The sequence below is a fragment of the Arthrobacter stackebrandtii genome (assembly GCF_017876675.1).
GTDB lineage: Bacteria > Actinomycetota > Actinomycetes > Actinomycetales > Micrococcaceae > Specibacter > Specibacter stackebrandtii.
Genome location: NZ_JAGIOI010000001.1, coordinates 1,853,038 through 1,871,537 on the forward strand (window position 1 = coordinate 1,853,038; position 18,500 = coordinate 1,871,537).

Genomic DNA, 18,500 nt, shown 5'->3' on the forward strand with positions numbered 1-18,500 from the left:
AGATGAGCACGACGACGATTTCCTCACCCTCGCGCGCCGCCGGTGGCACCGGGCTGTCCTTTGCCGGCATCCTCCGCAGTGAATGGATCAAGTTCCGTTCCCTGCGCTCCACCCAGCTGTTGCTGCTGTTCACCTTCCTGGCTGTTGTGGGCGTTGGCGCCATGACGGCCTGGGTACAGGCACTGTCCCTTGACGGGATTATGCAGCACGGCATGGGCATGGGTGCTCCCGGGTCGCCGGAGAGCAAGATGACGCTCGACCAGGCCACCGCTGCCATGGGCGTCAACCTCTACGGGATCCCGAACGCGGGCCTGCAGATCGGCATCTTGATCCTGGGCTCCCTGGCCGTGCTGTTCATCTCTTCTGAATTTGGCACCGGCATGATCCGCTCCACCCTCACCGCTGTCCCCAAGCGACTGCCGGTCTTCTTCGCCAAGGCAGCCGTCCTGGTGGTGGTTTCCTACGTCCTGACCCTGGTGGCCGCCGTTGCCACGACGGTTGTGGCCATGCCCATCTTCAGCGCCTACGGGATTGAGATCTCCTTTGGCCTGGACGGCATTGTCTACTCAATCCTCATGGGCGGGCTCTATGTGGCCGGCGTGGCCCTGATCGGCCTGTCCCTGGGCACGCTGCTGCGCAGCTCCGCAGGCGGCATCATCGTCTTGGTGGTGGTATTTTTCCTCCTCGACTTCGGCACCCAGCTCATGAGCTTCATCCCCGGTGAGTTCTGGAAGTACGTCAACCAGTACGTGCCCAGCGTGGCCGGCGGCCGCATGCTGGAGATCAACGACAAGGTGGCCTTCATCAGCCCCGGGGCCGGAGCGCTGATCTTCGTCGGCTGGATCCTGCTCTTCATGATTCCGGCACTCATCGCCCTCAAGACCCGTGACGTCTAGAAACGGTCCGGCGCCCCGCACGGGGCCCTGACCCGAAGCGATGAGCACACCAGACCAGGCGGGGGACGCGGAACGAACGGCCGCGCCCCTCGCCGAACTACCCTCCGTTGTGCGGCGGGCCGAAGAATTTGCGGCCCGCCGCCGCGGCGTGCTCCGGACTTATTTTTACAACCACCCCCGCATCATGGATGTGGTGGTGGTTTTGGTTTACCTGCTGGTCTCCTCCGGGGTGTTTGCCGGCGACCGCCCCGGCATGAACGTGCGGGCCCATGTCGTCATGGTGGCTGCGTCCGCGATCGTGCTGATGTTCCGGCGGGACAAGCCGCTGGCCGTGCTGGCCATCCTTTCCCTGTTTGAAGTCATCAACATCGCCATGGTGCCCAACACCGGCAACATTGGCGTGAGCCTGTGGTTCGCGTTGTACTCGGTGGCCGTTGCCTACCGGGCGCTCATCAGCTTCGCCCTGTCCGTGCTGTGCTCGGTTCCACTGATCCTCTACACCCTGTTTGTCTACCGGCTTCCGCCGGAATTGCTTCTGCCGGACGGCCCCAGCGCTGCGCAGACCAGCCTGATCACGGCCATCATCATGGTCCTGGCCAACATCATTGCGGCAGGCATCGGCGCCTCGGTGCGCAGCGGCCGCGCCCATGAGACCGAGCTGCGCCAGTGGGCGGTGCGCAATGCCGAGCTTGCCTCCGTTGCCGAGCGCAACCGCATCGCGCGCGAAATGCACGATGTGGTGGCCCACTCGCTGACTGTCATGGTGGCGCTCTCGGACGGGGCCGCCGTCGTGGTCAGGCGCGATCCGGCCCAGGCGGGGGAGGTGCTGGGCCAGCTGTCCCAGACCGGCCGCACCGCACTCGCCGACATGCGCCGCGTGCTGGGCGTGCTGCGTGCCGACGGCGGATCCCAGCGTTCGCCGCAGCCGCTGCAGGCAGACATGGGCGCGCTGGTTGAGGGTTTCCGCCAGGCCGGGCTGCCCATCACTTTCTCGCAGGCCGGGCCCGCCGTCCCCGAAGACCCTGCGTTGGCCCTGACCGTGTATCGGATCGTGCAGGAATCGCTGACCAATGTGCTGCGCTACGGTGCCGCCGTCTCGCGCGTGAATGCCGCATTGGAATACGACGCCGGCCTGGGCGTGCTGGTCATCACCGTGACAAATGACGGCCACGCCACCCTTGATGGCTCGATCGGCACGGGCCGTGGGATAGTCGGTATGCGGGAGCGTGCCGGTATTTTCGCCGGGACGGTCGACGCCGGACCCCTTGCGTCGGGCGGTTGGCAGGTCCGGGCCGTGCTGTATCCGGCGCAGGGGCCCGAATAGTGGGGGAGCATTCAGATGGGAAGCATGCCATGGAAGATGAACTGATCAAGGTCCTGCTGGTTGACGACCAGCCGCTGCTGCGGATGGGGTTCCGGCTGATCCTTGAAGGTGAGGACGACCTCGTGGTGGTTGGCGAGGCCTCCAACGGCATCGAGGCGCTGGCCGCGGTTCAGTCCCTGCAGCCGCATGTGGTGCTCATGGACGTCCGCATGCCGCTCATGGACGGGATCGAGGCGACCGGGCGGATCACGGCCTCCGAATCATGCGCCCGGGTCATCATCCTGACCACCTTTGACCTGGACGAGTATGCCTTTGCTGGATTGCAGGCCGGTGCCAGTGCGTTCCTGCTCAAGGACGTGGCGCCCGCAGACCTGGTGCAGGCAGTGCGGCTCGTTGCGAGCGGGGACGCCGTCGTGGCGCCCCGGGTCACGCAGCGGCTGCTGGAGAACTTTGTCCGCAGCCGCCACCCCGTCACCCATCCGGACCCGCTCCTGGAGGACCTGACACCCCGCGAACTTGAAGTTGCCAAGCTGATTGCGCAGGGGCTGTCCAACGCCGAGATCGCCCACAAGCTGTTCCTCTCCGAGGCCACCGTCAAGACCCATGTGCGCAGGATCCTGACCAAGCTGCACCTGCGCGACCGCGTGCAAGTGGTGGTCTACGCCTACGAAACCGGGCTGGTCATTCCCAGCAACCCGGATTATTGACCCCGGCACCGGCTACTCCCCTCGCCGTTCATGATTGAATCGAAGCATGACTTCTGTTGAGCACATCCTGGACCTTCGCGACTTCATCGAGGCCTCGCCGTCGAGTTTCCATGCGGCCCGTGAGGCCGGTCGGCGGCTGGCGGCAGCCGGCTTTACACAGTTGGACGAGGCAGCCGCATGGCCCGTCCACGGCAAGTTCTTCATGATCCGCGACGGTGCGGTCATGGCCTGGATCGTGCCGGAGGACGCCACAACTACCACCGGCTTCAATATTTTGGGTGCGCACACGGACTCGCCGTCGTTCAAGCTCAAGCCCAAGCCCACCACGGGCCGGTTTGGCTGGCTGCAGGCGGGCGTTGAGGTGTACGGCGGGCCGCTCATCAATTCGTGGCTGGACCGGGAACTGCAGTTTGCCGGCCGCCTCGTGGACCGCGACGGCACGGAAACACTCGTGGCCACCGGGCCGCTGCTGCGCTTCCCGCAGCTGGCCATCCACCTGGACCGGGCCGTCAACGACGGGCTGAAGCTGGACAAGCAGTACCAGATGAACCCTGTCTGGGGGCAGGGTGATGCCGGGCAGGCCGACCTCCTGGGCCTGCTTGCCGACCGCGCCGGCGTCGACGCGGCCACCATCGGCGGCTACGACATCATCGTGGCGGACACCCAGCCGGGCCAGGTCTTTGGCGCCAACAACGAGTTCTTCGCCGCCGGGCGCATGGACAACCTGACGTCCGTGCACGCCGGCCTGGTGGCACTGATCGCAGCCGCCGACAAGCCCGCTGCCAATGTCATTCCCGTGCTGGCCGCGTTTGATCACGAGGAAATCGGCTCGGGCTCGCGCTCCGGCGCCTGCGGACCCATCCTGGAAGACGTGCTGACCCGCGTGTCGGACGGCCTGGGCGCATCCGTGAGCGACCGCCGTCGTGCCTTCTCCAATTCGTTCTGTGTCTCAGCTGATGCCGGACATGCTGTCCACCCCAACTACGGTGAACGCCACGATCCCGCCAACCTGCCGGTGCTCAACGGCGGCCCGCTGCTGAAGATCAACGCGAACCAGCGCTACGCCACCGACGGCGTTGGCGCGGCAGTGTGGGCCGGGCTGTGCGAGAAGGCCGGAGCGCCGTACCAGGAGTTCGTGTCCAACAACAATGTGCCGTGCGGCTCCACGATCGGCCCGCTCACGGCGACTCGCCTGGGCATCCGCACACTGGACGTGGGAACGCCGCTGCTGTCGATGCACTCGGCGCGCGAACTGTGCGGCGTCGACGACCCGCACCACCTGGCCCTCATCACGGGTGTGTTCTTCACGGCAGCCGTGTAGCGGCCGGCCGGGAACCTGCAGCGCTACGGGGCGAGGCTGACCACCAGGTTGATCGTGGTGGCGAGGATGCCGGTGCCAAACACAAATGCGAGCAGGCTGTGCCGGAACACGGCCGAGCGCATGGCCCGCGTGGTGATGTTGGTGTCGGACACCTGGTAGGTCATGCCCACGCTGAACGCCATGTATGCAATGTCCATGTATTGGGGAGGCTCATCCTGGTTGAAGCCGATGCCACCGGGCTCCCCGCTGTAGTAGATCTCGGCGTAGCGCAGCGTGAACACGGTGTGCACCATGAGCCACGACATGGCCGTGCACGTCATGGCGAGCAGCGCCAGCAGCAGCCGGCCCTGGCCCCCCACGTCCTTGCTGCCCACCATGACCAGCACGACGGCGGCCAGCGAACCCAGTGCGGCCAAGAGGATCAAGAGGTCGGAAATGTTCCGGCCGGGGTCCTCCTCCATGGCGTGAATTGCCGTTTGCGTGGCGTCCATGGGTGCGATCTTCAACCACACCCATGCGTTGTAGATCAGGGCCGCGACGGTCCAGCCGACGGCGGGGGCGTAGACCCATGCGCCCAGCAGGCCGCTGATAGCCGTGGCTGCGGCACCGCACACCAGCATGGCAATGATGCGCAGCTGCCGGTGCCTGGCACGTGCGGAAGTCAGGTGGTCCATGAGTGTGATCATGCCACGGCCGGGCCTTCCCCGTCCTGACGTTTCGCCACGCCGCTGGATCTGCTGCGGTGCACGGATCGTTTATGACGGGATCCAGGACCCCGCGACGGCCGTGCATTCGAGAAAATCCATCAATCTTATTAAGCTCCTAGGGGGCCTTTGATACGGGCCGTCATCACCGCACAGGATATGGGGAACTCGAGTGACATCGTCACCACAGGAATCACAACCGGAAACAGGCGCCGCGCCGCCGCCCGAAACTGCACCGACCGCGCCGGCTCCGCAGCAGGGTCCGCCTGCAGGGTGGCCGGCACCACCGCCTCCCGGAGCTGCTCCGCAGCAGGGTTGGCCGGCACCGCCCGCGCCCGGGTCGGCACCGCAGCAGGGTTGGCAGGCTCCTCCTGCTCCCGGGTCGGCACCGCAGCAGGGTTGGCAGGCTCCTCCTGCTCCCGGGTCGGCGCCGCAGCAGGGCTGGCAGGCTCCGCCCGCGCCGCAGCAAGGTTGGCCGGCGGCGGCCCCCATCACCGTCGTCAAGAAGCGCGAGATGCCTGCCGGATTGAATCCGGCAGCATGGTGGACCGGTGCAGTGGCAGGTGCCGGCGTGTATGTTGCTGTGCTGCTGCTGTCGCTGGCCATCACCACGATTGCCGTGATCGGTGCGGCACTGGGCGGATCGGGCGATGCATCTGTTGTCCCTGACAACCCGTTCATACCTCAGGACGCCATGCCGTCGCCGTGGTCGATCCTGTTCTCACTGGCCGCCCAGCTCCCTGCCCTTGCCATGTTTGGCAGCCTGGGCGGGGCCATGGATGCCGATCTTGGCATGTTTGGGCAGATGAACGTCGCGATGACGATTGCCTTCGTGCCGCTACTGCTGACAGTTGCGGTCGTTGCCTTCGCTGCACTGGCTGGAAAGTATGCCCAAAAGAGCATTCCATCAGCCACCGTCCTGGATCGCCTGGCGCAGTCCATCATTACAGGCGTCGTGGCCTCGCTCCTGCTCAACGTGGTGGCGGCCATTGCGGCTCTGCGCATCCCCGTGGGTGACGGTGTCGGCATCTCACTGAACGCAGTCAACTTTGGCTCCGTCGCCATGACGTTCGCCGTGGCAGCTGCCGCCAGTTATTGGGGCCGGCGCAAGCGTGGCATTCCGGGCGCGAGCAAGGCGGCATTTGCATTCTTCCTGGTGCGCGACGCCGGCCGAACCGTCGCCATTCATGTGGGCGTCTTCCTCCTGGTTGCCGTGCCGGTGGCCGTTGTCGTCCTGGGCATCAAGGGTGGCGTCAGTGCTGTCCTGTCGTCCCTGATCTGGGTGCCGACACTCGGCCTGGTCATGCTTGGTCTGGGACACCTGGCCGCTATTGGCGCGGTCACTGTCGGAGGCGTGGGTGCTGCCGGAGCCACCGTGAGCAAGCATGAATTTGCCTACGGTGTCGATGGTTCCCTTGCCGACGCTGGACTGCCGGTCTGGGCAGGCTGGCTCCTCGTGCTGCTGGTGCTGATCTCGCTGACGGCAGCCTCCGTCCACTGGTACTTGCGCCGTGGCGGACAAAAGGCCCGCGGCGTCCTGGGCTGGGCGGCCCTCCCCGTGGCGTTCCTGATCCTGGGCATTCTCCTGCTCTGGCTGACGGGCATCCAGGCAGAGGTCACCACGCCCCTGGGCGGCGGCGGCGCGGCTGTCGGCTTCGCCTGGTGGACTCCCTTCCTGTTTGCCTTGTGGGGCGTTGGTGCCGAGGCTCTGTCGCGCTACGTGGCACCGCACCTTGCCCCGCTGCTGCCGGCCGCACTTGTGCGCCGCATCCAGCGCTGGCCCTCCGTGCCGTTCCCGGCCGGTGCCGCATCCGCCCCTGCTGCGGGTGCGCCCGCTGCGGCGGGCATTGTCGGCACCTCCACCGGAACTTCCGCGCCACAGGCTGCGGCGCCGCTCCCGGTGGGAGGCGTAAAGGTGGAGCACAAGCCTCTGTCCAAGAAGGCCAAGCGGAACTTGATCATAGGTGCAGGTGCGGCCGGGCTCGTGGTGTTGCTGGCCGTCGGCGGCAGCATCGCCGTCGGCGTCGTCAAGGGGGCCAATGGCCCCGAGAACGTGGTCGAAGACTACCTGGAAGCCCTTGTTGCAGGTGACGCGGCACGCGCCATGGAGATTTCCCAGGCCAGCGTTCCCAATGACCAGCGCCTCCTGCTGACGAACGAGATTTACTCCAAGGCCACCAACCGTATCGACGGGTTCACGATCGGGAAGTCCACGGTCAAGGGGAATACGGCAACGGTGGCAGTAGAGGTGACGCAGAACGGGCAGCGCCTGGAAGACAGCGTCATCCTCACCAAGAAGAACCCAACGTTCTTCAATGACAACTGGAGCATGGGCAACGCGCCGACTTCATTTGGCATGGCCGTTCAGGGAACGGGCACGCTGAGATTCTCTGCTGACGAAGGCGCCTCGGCGGTGCTGGTCAACGGTGTGGAGGTTTCCCTCGAAAACGCCACCGGCCGGCTCGACGGCTACTACGAGTTGCCTGCCTATGCCGGAAGCTACGAATTGGAGCTCGCGACCGACTCGAAGTACCTTGGCTCCAACAAGGTGTCGGGACTGGTCTCGATCGACGCGCGCAGCAGCCTTGACATGGCACGGTTGGAACTGGAGCCCAACGAGGTCTTCGATGCAGAGGTGACCAAGCAGGTGGGTGACTACCTGAAGGCTTGTGCGGCCCAAACCGTGGTGAAGCCCGTCGATTGCCCCATGAGCGCATACTCGTACGGGGACACCCGCAACGTGGTCTGGAAGATCACGAAGGAGCCGACGCTGCGCATCTCGTCGTACTACGACGGCGCCTGGCGGTTCAGCTCGGATGAATTCGGCGAAGCAACGGCCACCTTCCAGGAAAAGAGTTCGTTCTCTTCCAAGGGTGAATGGGAGGACGAAAGCTACGATGACCGCTTCTACCTGTACGGCAACATCGCCATTGACGACGGCGGCAAGCTGGCGGTGACGTTCACGGACTAACCGCCGGCACCCGCACATAGGCCGATGAACGCGCCCAATTCAGCCATTCCCTCCGGCCGCCCGGGCATGAAGTTGCTCAGGCCGGGAGAGCGGATGATGACGGCGCGCCATTGGCCGCGCGAGACCGCAACGTTGATCCGGTTGCGGTTCAGCAGGAACTCCATGCCGCGCGGGGCCCCCGTGGGCTCCGCGCAGGCCATGGTCACCAGCACCACAGGTGCCTCCTGCCCCTGGAACTTGTCCACGGTGCCCACACGCACGTCCGGAAGCCCGGCGTCGTCCAGGGCCTCCCGGACCAGGTGCACCTGCGCGTTGTAGGCGGCCACCACCAAAATATCGTCCTGAACGAGTGCCATGGCAGGCTGGTCCGGGCCCGGCGTCCACCTCAGCCCGAGGTGTTCGCGGGCCTGGGCCACCACCTCGGCCGCTTCCTCCGGGGACGACTGCCGGTTGTCGCGCCCACTGGCGGGGTCCGGGCTGACCAGGACAGTTTCCACCCCGGGTGCCTTGCCTTCCAGGTGTCGAAGCGACGCCGCCGGGGCGGACTGCAGCCTGCCGTCGTAGCTCAGGCGCGACACCGCAGCGCACAGCTCCGGGTGCATGCGCCACGAGTCTGCGAGGAAATAGCCCAGCTCGGACGGCAGCGTGGCGTGCCCTGCGGACAGCCAGCCCAGCGCAGATTCATCCACGGGTGCCGGGTGCGAACCCTGCGTCACCTGCGGCAGCTGCTGCGGGTCACCCAAAAGCAGCAGGTTCTTCGCCGCGCGCGACACCGCCAGGGTGTTGGCCAGCGAATACTGCCCGGCCTCGTCAATGACCAGCAGGTCCAGCGAGCCCTCAGGGACATTGGCGCCCGTCAGGGTCCAGGCCGTTCCGCCAATCAGCGCCCCGCCCTCGCTGTTCAGCAACTTGCCGAACTGCTTGTCGTCGGTGACCTTCCAAGGTACCTCGTATGCGCCGTTGAGCTTCTTGCCCACGCGATCCGGGTCCACCCCGGCCTTCTCAATGGCGGCACGCAGCATGTTTTCCACCACGGCGTGCGACTGCCCCACCACGCCGATCTTCCAGCCCTCATCCATGAGGTTTGCGATGACGTGTGACCCCACGTGCGTCTTGCCGGTGCCCGGCGGGCCCTGGGCGGCCAGGTAGGAACGGTCCAGGTCCAGCACGGCGGCTGTGATGGCGCCAATGTAGTCGTGCTCCTGGGTGCTGTGCCCGTCCCCATGAACGACGGCGGAGGGCAGGCTTGCGCCGCTTGCCAGCCTTGGCATGGCCTTGCGCAGGATGTCGATTCCCGGGTGCCGGGGCAGCTGTGGCGGCTGGCCGGGGGTGGGCAGGCCGGCGCCGACGGTTGTGGCCAGCTCGGACAGGGCCGCCCGGATGCTGGTGGTGCGGATCGGCTGGTCGGGCGTCACTGCGATGGGAAGCGAGCCGTAGGGCTGGACCTTGGTGGTGGACTTTTCCGAGACCAGCAGCGTGGTGGTTTCAGGGGTGGCCGGATCCGAGACGTCCTCCACAACGGTGATGTTGAAGATGCCGCCGCGCAGGGCAGGGGGCCTGCCGGATTCGGCGGGGTCATCCTCCATGCCGTCCGGCAGCGGGGCATTGTGCATGCCAAACCACGTGCTGCCTGGGCGGAAGTCCGAGCCCTCCGTGGCCGTTCCGCTGACCCTGAGGGTTCGCTGCTCCGTCCGGGCCCGGGGCTTGTCGGCCGGCGTGGCCCAATCGTCCACCACCTCCACGGTTTCGATGCGCAGCATGTTGCGTTCTTCGGTCCAGGCCCCCGGCCCCTTTTCGAGCCGGTCGAAGTGGCCCCACCAGAACTGCTTGTCCTCGCGGCGGTGGTAACTGGCGGCTGCTGCCACCATGCCCACGGCGTGTTCGTCTGCGGTGACCTCATGGCCCTTGAGTTCCTTCAGGGCCGCCACATATTCGCTGAGGCACAGTTCTTCCGGGCTTGCTTCCCAGCCGGCCTTCTTCTCCTCGGGGAGGTCCAGCTTTCCGCTGCCCTCGGACCAGCTGTCCACCGTGGTGGCGGCCTTGATGCGGAGGAGCCAGTCGCGCAGCCTCAGGGTGGAAACGCAGTCGTACTCGTTGTAGTCGCTGATGGACGCCAGGGTCTCCTCAGCCTTAGCGGCCATGGCAGCGTCACCCGCCTGTCCGGCGTCGCGCTGTTCACAATAATCCGCATAGGCGACCACGGAGGCGCCGGCGTCCTTGACGTCCCCGGAGCGGACGTTCTCGCCCATGTAAAACGGCTCGAGCTTCTTGATGGAGTAGGAGCTTTCCGAGATGCGCACGGATTGGCGCACGGTGTCGAGGAGGTCGACGAGGAGGCCGGTGCGCAGCCAGTTGTCGATGGTGTCCTCGCCCGTGCCGTGGAACACCGAGAGGTTCCGCAGCGCCGACTTTTCGTACGGCGCATAGTGGTAGACATGCATGTCCGGCCATGCTTTCCGACGGGCCTGAACATATTCCAGGAAGGCCATGAAGGCTTCGCGCTCTTCCGCGCGTGTGTGTGCCCAGAACGGCTTGAACACCAGTTCGCCGTCGGGAATTGTCAGCGGGTCCGTGCCCGCGGGGACTGCCTCAATGGAGCCGAACAGGTACTCGATGCCCCACTTTTCCGTGGCGGGGTCCTGCCACAGGGGGTCGCCCTCGAAGTCAAAGAAGATGTCGCCCGGGCTGGGCTTTGGCAGGTGGCTGACGGTGGGCAGCACCTTGAAGCTGATCTGGTGGGCATCTGCGTCCTTGCCCGCGATGGCCGTGCCGGTGGGTGTTTCCAGGCCAAGCTGCATGCGGGCCTGGTCGCGCAGCCGTTCCACGGGGCCGGTGGCTGCAGAGGCGGGCATGTTTGCCAGGTCCTGGATTGTCCCGATGCCCTCCGCCATGAGCTTGCGGCGCTGCGAGCCCGTCATGCCGTTGACCAGCAGCAGGTCCTGGTGGAGTCTCACCTGCTCGGCGCAGTAGTCGCAGCGGCCGCAATACGAGATGCCCTCCTGCAGCCAGGCAACAGGGGCCGGCTGCGCCCGGTGTGCGGACGTCAGTGTGAGGAAGCGTTCCCGGTGCTCCCGGAACACGGGCAGCAGGTCCGGCATGGGGTGGTTGCTGTGCGTGCGGTCACCGAGCACGAGCGTGGCCACCGGGGCCACTGGTATTCCGTACCTTTCGAGCTGGTCCCCGTAGGCAGCCAACTGCAGCAGGGCGCTGACCCGGGCGTGGCGGGCCAGCTTGGTGTCGTGGACGGCGTAGGAACCGTCCGGCTGCTTCATGAGGAAGTCGGCAAAGCCCACCAGGGATCCGTCGAAGAAGGTGGCCTGGAAGACCACGTCGGCCCCGGCGCGCAGCGCCTCCAGCGTCTCTTCCCGTTTGGCCTCGAGACCTGCCCAGCTCAGCTTCCCGCGCTCCACGTGCTTAACCCCGGACCCGGTGGCGGAGTCCCAGTTGCCAAAGTTTTCCTTGTACTCGTCCAGGATTTTGTGTTCAAAGGCGTCGCCTAGCTTGGAGGCCCGCTCCAGCATTTCGTCCCTGGCAAAGTCGGGCCGCGGCGTCCGGCCCAGTTTCTCGTCGAGGATGCGCAGGGTGCGGTACTGGCACTCGCTGGCCGTCACGAGGTCGGAGGCGGAGAAGATCAGCGGCGTGCCGCCGTCGGGGGAGTCAAGCAAGAACATGCAGGAGCCTTTCCTTGCAGCGCCTGGTTCGTGCGCCGTCAACACCATTGAATCTAGCAAGGCGCACCGACATGCCGGCCCCGCGTCCGTGGCCGCCAGCGAATGATGCAGCCAAGATGTCCGTGTCGGACTCCAACTGGCCCTCGGATTGAATGCAGTATTTGCTAGGGTCTAGCCACGGGTGCGGGATGCGGATTCCTGGCCCGCACGTTCATGATCAGGAGAAACGGTGGGCAATCGCGCCAATACCGTGACAATCCTCAATGCGCCGGGCAGGCTGCAAGCCACAGTGGTGGAGGAACTTCGCTTGGTGGCCGAGGACTGCGTGGAACGGGTTGCGGCGGACCTGGAAATCGGTGGCGTCGATGTGGTACTCACAACGGAATACACCTATGTGCCCATTGAGGAATTGGCCGTCGGGGGATATGCGCCCAGCGCCAGCCTGGTGTTCATCGCCATGGATCCGGAGAACCCAGCATTCGCACGCTGGCGCGAGAATTTGCCCGGCACCGTGGCCCATGAACTAAACCACGCTGCCCGCTGGCGGTCTGCCGGGTATGGATCCACGTTGCTGCAGGCACTGGTGTCCGAGGGGCTCGCCACCGTCTACGAAAGCATCATGACCGGGCACACGCCACCCTGTGCAGAAGCCAGGGGTGATTTCCACGAGGTGTGGACGGAAGCCGCGCCGTTGTTGCACACGACAGGCTACGGCCATGCCACCTGGTTCTTCGGTGAAGGGCACCTGCCCCGCTGGACCGGCTACGGCCTTGGGTACGAGTTGGTGTCCCGTCACCTGGCTGCCGGAGGGGTGTCGATCCAGGAAGCGACGAAACTCCCAGCCCGTGATTTTCTGCAATATTTGCCGGAAGCACTGTCCGCATAGTCAGGCTGCCGCGCCGGTGTCGGCACCTTTTGTCATGCCGTGCCGCCGAGTGGGGGAGGATGGAAGGACCACCCAGCCTTGGAGGCGACATGCCCACGTTCCGCCGTGAAACTTTCCTTCCCTTTCCCCGCGCCGACGTCTTCGGGTGGTTTACCCGGCCCGGCGCCCTGGTGAGGCTCACGCCGTCGTTCTTTGGGACGATCCTGGCCGAGCCCAGCGACGGCATCAATCCCGGCTCGACGGCGGCAATGGGTGTGGGTGCCCCGGGCGGGCTGGGCATGTGGCTGGGGTCGGCGGCGGGAAGCGTGCGCGGGGTGCTGCCCCAGGCGCTGGCCGGCAGCACATGGGCGCGGCCGGAGGTTCGATGGGACGCGCTGCACACGGAGCTGGTTCCGGGCGAGAGCTTCACCGATGTCATGGCGAAGGGCCCGCTGGCGTCCAGCAGCCACCGGCACAGCTTCCGCGACGGAGGCGGCGGGACGGTGATGCTCGACGAGATGCACTACGAGCTGCCTGCGCCGGTGCGAAACAAGTGGACCCACGGGCAGATGGAGGCGGAGCTGGCGCGCATGTTCGCGTTTCGTGAGCGGCAGCTCCGCGCCGACCTGGCCTTCCATGCCGCGCATGCCGGGCCGCCGCTGACCATTGCCGTGACCGGGGCGCACGGCCTGGTGGGACGCCAGCTGGGGGCGTTGCTGGGCGGTGGCGGGCACACAGTGCTGCGGCTGGTGCGGTCGGCGCCGCGTGCCGCCGATGAAATCTTTTGGGACCCCGATGCCGGCGTCGTGGACACCTCCGGGCTGGCGCGGGCGGACGTGGTGGTCAACCTGGCCGGGCACCCCATTGGCGGGCGGTTCACGCCGGCCGTCAAGGAAGCGATCCGCCGCAGCCGGGTGCGCGGCACGGGGCTGCTGGCCAGGTCTCTGGCCTCCCTGGCGCCCGACGGCGTGCAGCGCACCTTGGTCTGCGGCTCCGCCGTGGGGTACTACGGGGCGGACCCGCATGCCGGGCTGGGTGGCGGCAATCCGTCGCCGTTGCTGGAATCGGCCCCTTCCGGGGACGACTTTCTCGCGTCGGTGTGCCGGGATTGGGAGGCGGCCTGCGAACCGGCGGCGGCCGCGGGGGTGCGGGTGGTCAACGTGCGCACGGGCATTGTGCTTTCCGCCGGTGGCGGCGTGCTGCAGCGCCTGCTTCCGCTCTATCTGGCCGGTGTGGGCGGCCCGCTCGGGGACCGGCAGTGGCAGAGCTGGGTGGGGATTGACGACATCGCGGGGATCTTTGCGCACGCAGCGCTCACTGATTCGGTGGAAGGCCCCGTCAACGGCGTGGCCCCGCATCCGGTGACGGCTGGTGGCTTTGCCAGGATCCTGGGCCGGGTGCTGCAGCGGCCCGCCGCCCTGAAGGTCCCTGAGATCGGGCCAAAACTGCTGTTGGGCAGGCAGGGTGCGGCCGAGCTGGCGCTGGCCAGCCAACGTGTGTCGGCCGCCAAGATTCAGGGCTCGGGCTATGAATTCCGGAATGCAGAGCTGGAGCCGGCGCTGCGGCACATTCTTGGCAAGCCGCAGCCGTAAAGGCTCGTTGCCGTGGCCGCAACCAGCCGGTGGCCCGGCGATTGGGCAGCCCGGCTCAGCCCACGGCGTCGGTGAGCCGCTCCGCAGCGGAGGGCTCCGGCGTCGACAGGAACGCGCGCACGCCCAGCACCACCATGACCACCAGCACGGCCAGGGCCATCATGTTGACCCAGAAGAAGCCGCCCAGCGCCAGGACCGGGCCCGCGAGGGCGGCCATGCCGGCGGCGCCGAAGTTCATCATCATGTCGTTGGCGCCCTGCAGCGGAACGCGGAGTTCATCCGGCGCGGACTGGTTGAGCAGCGAGGAGCCGCCGATCAGGCATGCCGACCACCCCAGCCCCAGCAGCGTCAGCGCCACTGACATCAGGACGGGATTGCTGCTGTCGGAGACCACGGCACCGGTCGCTATGGCTGCGAGGAAAATGGCGCAGCCCAGCAGCACCACGCGCAGCGGCCCCAGCCTGTCCACGAGCCAGCCGAATATGGGGCTTGCGGCATACATGCCCAGGATGTGCAGGCTGATCACTATTCCGATGATTTCCAGCGAGTGCCCGTGCGCATCCATGGCCACGGGGGTCATGACCATGACGCCGACCATGATGGCGTGCCCGCCGGTCACGGTGGCGAGTGCGGCCAGGGCGCGCGGGTTATGGCTCGCCAGCCGCAGCGCCCGCCAGGCGCCGTGGCCCTTGGCGGGCTTGGCCGGGGTGCTTGCGCCTGCCGCGGACAACGCCGGGCCCCTGTCTTCGCCGAACCCGGAAGCTTCGGCGGCTCCGTCGTTGGGGGACGCCGCGGCCTGTGCCGCTGGGGCTGCTGCAGGCGGCGCCAGGAAGAAGATGGAGATGACCAGGGCTGCCGTCACGAACGCCACGAGGGAAAACACAAACGGCCCCGACAGCGGCACAAGCCCCAAGCTGATGCCCAGCTGACGGCCGGGTTCGGACAGGTTGGGCCCCGCCACCGAACCCACCGTGGTGGCCCAAATGACGATGGCCATGGCCCGCCCGGCCTTCTCCGGCGGCGCCCCGTCCACCGCGGCGTAGCGCGCCTGCAGTCCCGCGGCCGTGGCAGAACCAAAGAACAGCATGCCGGCAGCCATGAGCCAGAACTGCCCCAGCGCGGCAGCCAGCAGCACCGTCGCAGCACCCACGGCGCCCAGGGCAAAGCCGGCGCTCAGCGCCCAGCGCCGCCCGGCCCGCACCGCAAGGTTGGCCAACGGGACCGCAACCAGCCCCGCACCCAAGGCGGAGGCTGTCTGCACAAAGCCGGATGCCGCCGTCGTGCCTGCCAGCTGGGCAGCCAGAATGCCGCCCACGGCCACGCCGGAAGCAACGCCCACGCCGGAGAGCAGCTGGCCGATGACCAGCACTGTCTGGTTGCGGCGGCGCAGGGTTGAGGAGCTCATGTTATGGTCCTTCATGCAAAGCGGGGGCTGGTGGCGTGCCCTAAGGTAAAAGCAGACAGAACCAGTGTGACAGAGGAGTGTTGGACCATGACAACCGCCCCGGCAGCGACTTCCACGGCAACCGCGTTTGATGCGATCACGGAGGAGGTGCTGCGGGCGGTGGGCAGCAAGAAGTGGTCGGAATTCCCCGGCAAGCTGCCCGCGTGGGTTGCGGAGATGGACTTTGGCCTGGCGGCCCCCATCGCGGGGGCCCTGCACAGTGCCGTGTCGCAGGGCCAGGTGGGGTACCTGCCCGCGGGCCTCGTGGCACCCATGGCGCAGGCATGCAGCGACTTTATGGCGGACCGCCACGGCTGGAACGTGCCCGCCGAGTGGATCCGGCCCGTGCCGGACGTTCTCACCGCACTGGAATGCACCGTCCGCTATTTCACGCCGGAGACGGGCCGGATCGTGGTCATGACCCCGGCGTACATGCCGTTCATTTCCCTGCCGGCCACCTACGGCAGGGAGCTCGTCCAGGTCCCGATGCTCCGCGGCGCATCCTGGGAAATCGACTTTGATGCGATGGAAGGCGCACTGGCCGAGGGCGACCTGCTCGTGCTGTGCAACCCGCACAACCCGATCGGCAAGGTCTACGCTCGTGCCGAGTTGGAGCGGCTCAGCGAGATCGTGGAACGCCGCGGTGCCCGGGTTTTCTCCGATGAGATCCATGCGCCCCTGGTGTACGACGGCGGCCGGCACGTTCCATACGCATCGGTCAGCGACGCTGCGGCACGCCACACCGTGACGTCCACGTCGGCGTCGAAATCGTGGAACCTGGCCGGACTGAAAACGGCGCAGATCATCTTCTCCAACGCCGCCGACCTTGCCGTGTGGCAGGAGAAGGGGACGTTCAAGGAGCACGGGGCCACGCCGCTGGGCGTTGTGGCGAACACGGTGGCCTACCGCGACTGCTTGCCCTGGCTGGCCGACGTCCTGGGCTACTTGGACGGAAACCGGGTACTGCTGAGCCAGCTCGCGGTGCAGTACCTGCCCGGCGCGTCCTTTGCCATGCCGGAGGGGACGTACCTGGCGTTCATTGACTGCAATGCCCTGGACCTGGGCGGTTTTGCGGGCACGCCCACCGAGTTCTTCGCCGAGAGGGCCGGCGTTGTGCTGACCGAGGGCGGGCTGTGTGGCGACGCGGGCACCGGATGGGTGCGGCTGAACTTTGCCACGCCGGCGCCTATTTTGAGGCGGATTGTGGCGGCGATGGGTGCGGCGCTTCGGATGCAGTGAACTCATACGCAGCACTCCTTGTTACTGGCGCGTCTAGACACCCATACGCAGAGGCGACTTCGAGTGGTGCGCCTGCGTTCGGAGTCCCGCGCTCCTACGCAAAAGTGACGCCGAGTGGTGCGCCTGTGCGGCGGGCCGGCCCATCCTCACGCCAGCGCACCGGCGGCTGCGGCCACCACTGCGGCAGTCAGCGTGTCCAGCGCGGCGGAGTCGATCTTCCAGCGTTGCCAGAACAGCGGCACACCCACCACGCGCCCCGGAACCAGCTCCAGAAGTTCCCCCGACTCCAGCCCGGATCGGCACTGGGCCTCGGGCACCAGCCCCCACCCCAGCCCGCGGCGGACGGCCTCGGCAAACTGCAGCGTGTCGGGGACAAACCTCTGAACCCCGGATGGCGGCTGCCCCGCCACGGCACGGCAGAAGTTGGCCTGCAGGGTGTCGCTGCGGTCGAACTGCATCGCGGGCGCGGCGGCAAGCAGGCCGGGGGAGAAGCCGTCGGGGAACCACCTGCGCATGAACGCGGCGGAAGCCACGGGCCGGTACTCCATGGACCCCAGCGCCACCACGGAGCAGCCCTGCACCGGAACGGCGGAGGCAGTCACGGCCGCCATGACCTCCCCGGAACGCAGCAGCGCCACCGAGTGGTGTTCGTCCTCACGCACCAATTCCACTGCGAGTTCCTCAGGCAGCAGTTCCAGGGCTTCCATGAACCAGGTGCCCAGCGAATCCGCGTTGACCACCACGGGCAGCGACCGCGCCGAGGCCCCGGCCAGGCCCAGCTCCGCCGCCGCATCCGCCTCCAGCTGGCCCAGCTGCCGCGCCAACCGGTGCACCACCAGGCCCGCTGAGGTGGCCTTGACCGGCGTCGAACGCAGCAGCAGCACCTGCCCGGCGGACTGCTCCATCGCCTTGATCCGCTGCGACACGGCCGAGGCTGTTACATGAAGCGCACCCGCCGCCGCGTCAAAGGTGCCGTGTTCCAGCACCGCAAGGAAGGTGCGCAGTTGCTCCGCCTGAAACATCACCATTAGATTTCCTTAGGCATCCCAAAAATAATTAGCTGTACTGATCATTTCCAGCCTAGTAGCTTCAATGCTTGTGACCACACTGGATATTTTCGCCGTCTGGGCCACCGGCCTCGGCGCCGGCCTCGCCCTCATCATCGCCATCGGCGCGCAAAACGCCTTCGTCCTGCGCCAGGGCATCCGCGGCGAGCACGTCGGACTGGTCGTCACGGTCTGCGCGCTCAGCGACATCGTGCTCATTGGGGCAGGCATCCTCGGCATCGGTGCGGTGATCACGGCCGTGCCGTCCGTGGTTGTGGTGATCCGGCTGGCCGGCGCTGCCTTCCTGCTGGGCTACGCGGTCCTCGCCGCAAAGCGCGCCATCCGCCCGGGTTCGCTGCACGAAGGAACACAGAAGGGCACGCTCTCCTCCAAGGCCGCCCTCGCCACGGTCCTGGCCCTGACCTGGCTCAACCCGCATGTCTATCTCGATACCGTGCTCCTCCTGGGCACCCTCGCCAACGGGCACGGCAGCCTGCGCTGGTGGTTTGGTGCCGGCGCCGCCGCCGGCAGCCTCCTGTGGTTCAGTGCCCTGGGCTTCGGGGCGAGGCTGCTGCGCCCCGTCTTCGCCAAGCCCGGGGCCTGGCGTGTGCTCGACGCCCTCATCGCGGCCGTCATGCTCTTCCTCGGCCTGCGGATGGCGTTCGGCTCCTGACGAACCCCGGCTTGCCAGACGTCCCGGGATTGTGTGTGCACAAGGGC

General features: G+C 66.9%; 13 protein-coding genes. 9 read left to right on the forward strand and 4 right to left on the reverse strand.

Annotation, left to right across the window (positions count from 1 at the left end; translation table 11 throughout):
• Positions 1-2 precede the first annotated feature (2 nt).
• Genes JOF48_RS07730 through JOF48_RS07745 form a run of 4 tightly spaced genes read left to right on the forward strand, consistent with a single transcriptional unit; the run spans position 3 to position 4,248 of the window.
• Positions 3-896 carry an ABC transporter permease gene (locus JOF48_RS07730; protein ID WP_209679187.1) on the forward strand — a complete coding sequence of 298 codons (894 nt, stop codon included), beginning with the start codon at positions 3-5 and terminating at the stop codon, positions 894-896.
• A 40-nt stretch (positions 897-936) separates the two neighbouring features.
• Positions 937-2,220, forward strand: coding sequence for a sensor histidine kinase (locus JOF48_RS07735; protein ID WP_245346444.1), 1,284 nt, complete (start codon positions 937-939; stop codon positions 2,218-2,220).
• A 29-nt stretch (positions 2,221-2,249) separates the two neighbouring features.
• Entirely contained in the window at positions 2,250-2,927 is a 678-nt protein-coding gene (locus tag JOF48_RS07740; protein ID WP_209679191.1) for a response regulator, read from the forward strand.
• Positions 2,928-2,973: 46 nt separating this feature from the next.
• Positions 2,974-4,248 (forward strand): M18 family aminopeptidase, encoded by a 1,275-nt coding sequence (locus JOF48_RS07745; RefSeq protein ID WP_209679196.1) that lies wholly within the window; start codon positions 2,974-2,976, stop codon positions 4,246-4,248.
• Between the two features lie 23 nt (positions 4,249-4,271).
• On the opposite strand, the gene JOF48_RS07750 is transcribed toward JOF48_RS07745, so the two are convergent.
• The gene (locus tag JOF48_RS07750) at positions 4,272-4,934 is read right to left on the reverse strand and encodes a DUF1345 domain-containing protein (RefSeq protein ID WP_203311774.1); all 663 of its coding nucleotides are present in this window, start codon (positions 4,932-4,934) and stop codon (positions 4,272-4,274) included.
• A 532-nt stretch (positions 4,935-5,466) separates the two neighbouring features.
• Here JOF48_RS07750 and JOF48_RS07755 point away from each other — a divergent pair.
• Entirely contained in the window at positions 5,467-7,923 is a 2,457-nt protein-coding gene (locus JOF48_RS07755; RefSeq protein ID WP_209679200.1) for a nuclear transport factor 2 family protein, read from the forward strand.
• On the opposite strand, the gene JOF48_RS07760 is transcribed toward JOF48_RS07755, so the two are convergent.
• Complete coding sequence (locus tag JOF48_RS07760) at positions 7,920-11,594, reverse strand: TM0106 family RecB-like putative nuclease (protein WP_209679203.1); 3,675 nt, start codon at positions 11,592-11,594, stop codon at positions 7,920-7,922. The genes JOF48_RS07755 and JOF48_RS07760 overlap by 4 nt on opposite strands.
• A 229-nt stretch (positions 11,595-11,823) precedes the next feature.
• Between JOF48_RS07760 and JOF48_RS07765 the strand changes: the two genes are divergently transcribed.
• Together JOF48_RS07765 and JOF48_RS07770 are read left to right on the forward strand one after the other, a co-directional pair.
• A complete protein-coding gene (locus tag JOF48_RS07765; RefSeq protein ID WP_209679206.1) occupies positions 11,824-12,480 on the forward strand; it encodes a DUF2268 domain-containing putative Zn-dependent protease in 657 nt (218 codons plus the stop codon).
• A gap of 89 nt (positions 12,481-12,569) precedes the next feature.
• Entirely contained in the window at positions 12,570-14,051 is a 1,482-nt protein-coding gene (locus JOF48_RS07770) for a TIGR01777 family oxidoreductase (RefSeq protein ID WP_209679209.1), read from the forward strand.
• Between the two features lie 55 nt (positions 14,052-14,106).
• Here the strand turns inward: JOF48_RS07770 and JOF48_RS07775 are convergent, their stop codons facing one another.
• Entirely contained in the window at positions 14,107-15,456 is a 1,350-nt protein-coding gene (locus tag JOF48_RS07775; protein ID WP_209679211.1) for an MFS transporter, read from the reverse strand.
• A gap of 87 nt (positions 15,457-15,543) precedes the next feature.
• On the opposite strand from JOF48_RS07775, the gene JOF48_RS07780 reads away from it, so the two are divergent.
• A complete protein-coding gene (locus JOF48_RS07780; RefSeq protein ID WP_209679215.1) occupies positions 15,544-16,734 on the forward strand; it encodes a MalY/PatB family protein in 1,191 nt (396 codons plus the stop codon).
• 146 nt (positions 16,735-16,880) lie between these two features.
• On the opposite strand, the gene JOF48_RS07785 is transcribed toward JOF48_RS07780, so the two are convergent.
• Positions 16,881-17,762, reverse strand: coding sequence for an ArgP/LysG family DNA-binding transcriptional regulator (locus tag JOF48_RS07785; protein WP_209679218.1), 882 nt, complete (start codon positions 17,760-17,762; stop codon positions 16,881-16,883).
• Between the two features lie 64 nt (positions 17,763-17,826).
• On the opposite strand from JOF48_RS07785, the gene JOF48_RS07790 reads away from it, so the two are divergent.
• Positions 17,827-18,453 (forward strand): LysE/ArgO family amino acid transporter, encoded by a 627-nt coding sequence (locus JOF48_RS07790; RefSeq protein ID WP_209679221.1) that lies wholly within the window; start codon positions 17,827-17,829, stop codon positions 18,451-18,453.
• The last annotated feature ends 47 nt before the right edge of the window (positions 18,454-18,500 follow it).

What these genes read in the sequence shown, in the direction of transcription:
- JOF48_RS07730 (WP_209679187.1), top strand. Translation starts at nt 3, where the DNA reads ATGAGCACGACGACGATTTCCTCACCCTCGCGCGCCGCCGGTGGCACC.
- JOF48_RS07735 (WP_245346444.1), top strand. Translation starts at nt 937, where the DNA reads ATGAGCACACCAGACCAGGCGGGGGACGCGGAACGAACGGCCGCGCCC.
- JOF48_RS07740 (WP_209679191.1), top strand. Translation starts at nt 2,250, where the DNA reads ATGGAAGATGAACTGATCAAGGTCCTGCTGGTTGACGACCAGCCGCTG.
- JOF48_RS07745 (WP_209679196.1), top strand. Translation starts at nt 2,974, where the DNA reads ATGACTTCTGTTGAGCACATCCTGGACCTTCGCGACTTCATCGAGGCC.
- JOF48_RS07750 (WP_203311774.1), bottom strand. Translation starts at nt 4,934, where the DNA reads ATGATCACACTCATGGACCACCTGACTTCCGCACGTGCCAGGCACCGG.
- JOF48_RS07755 (WP_209679200.1), top strand. Translation starts at nt 5,467, where the DNA reads ATGCCTGCCGGATTGAATCCGGCAGCATGGTGGACCGGTGCAGTGGCA.
- JOF48_RS07760 (WP_209679203.1), bottom strand. Translation starts at nt 11,594, where the DNA reads ATGTTCTTGCTTGACTCCCCCGACGGCGGCACGCCGCTGATCTTCTCC.
- JOF48_RS07770 (WP_209679209.1), top strand. Translation starts at nt 12,570, where the DNA reads ATGCCCACGTTCCGCCGTGAAACTTTCCTTCCCTTTCCCCGCGCCGAC.
- JOF48_RS07775 (WP_209679211.1), bottom strand. Translation starts at nt 15,456, where the DNA reads ATGAGCTCCTCAACCCTGCGCCGCCGCAACCAGACAGTGCTGGTCATC.
- JOF48_RS07780 (WP_209679215.1), top strand. Translation starts at nt 15,544, where the DNA reads ATGACAACCGCCCCGGCAGCGACTTCCACGGCAACCGCGTTTGATGCG.
- JOF48_RS07785 (WP_209679218.1), bottom strand. Translation starts at nt 17,762, where the DNA reads ATGGTGATGTTTCAGGCGGAGCAACTGCGCACCTTCCTTGCGGTGCTG.
- JOF48_RS07790 (WP_209679221.1), top strand. Translation starts at nt 17,827, where the DNA reads ATGCTTGTGACCACACTGGATATTTTCGCCGTCTGGGCCACCGGCCTC.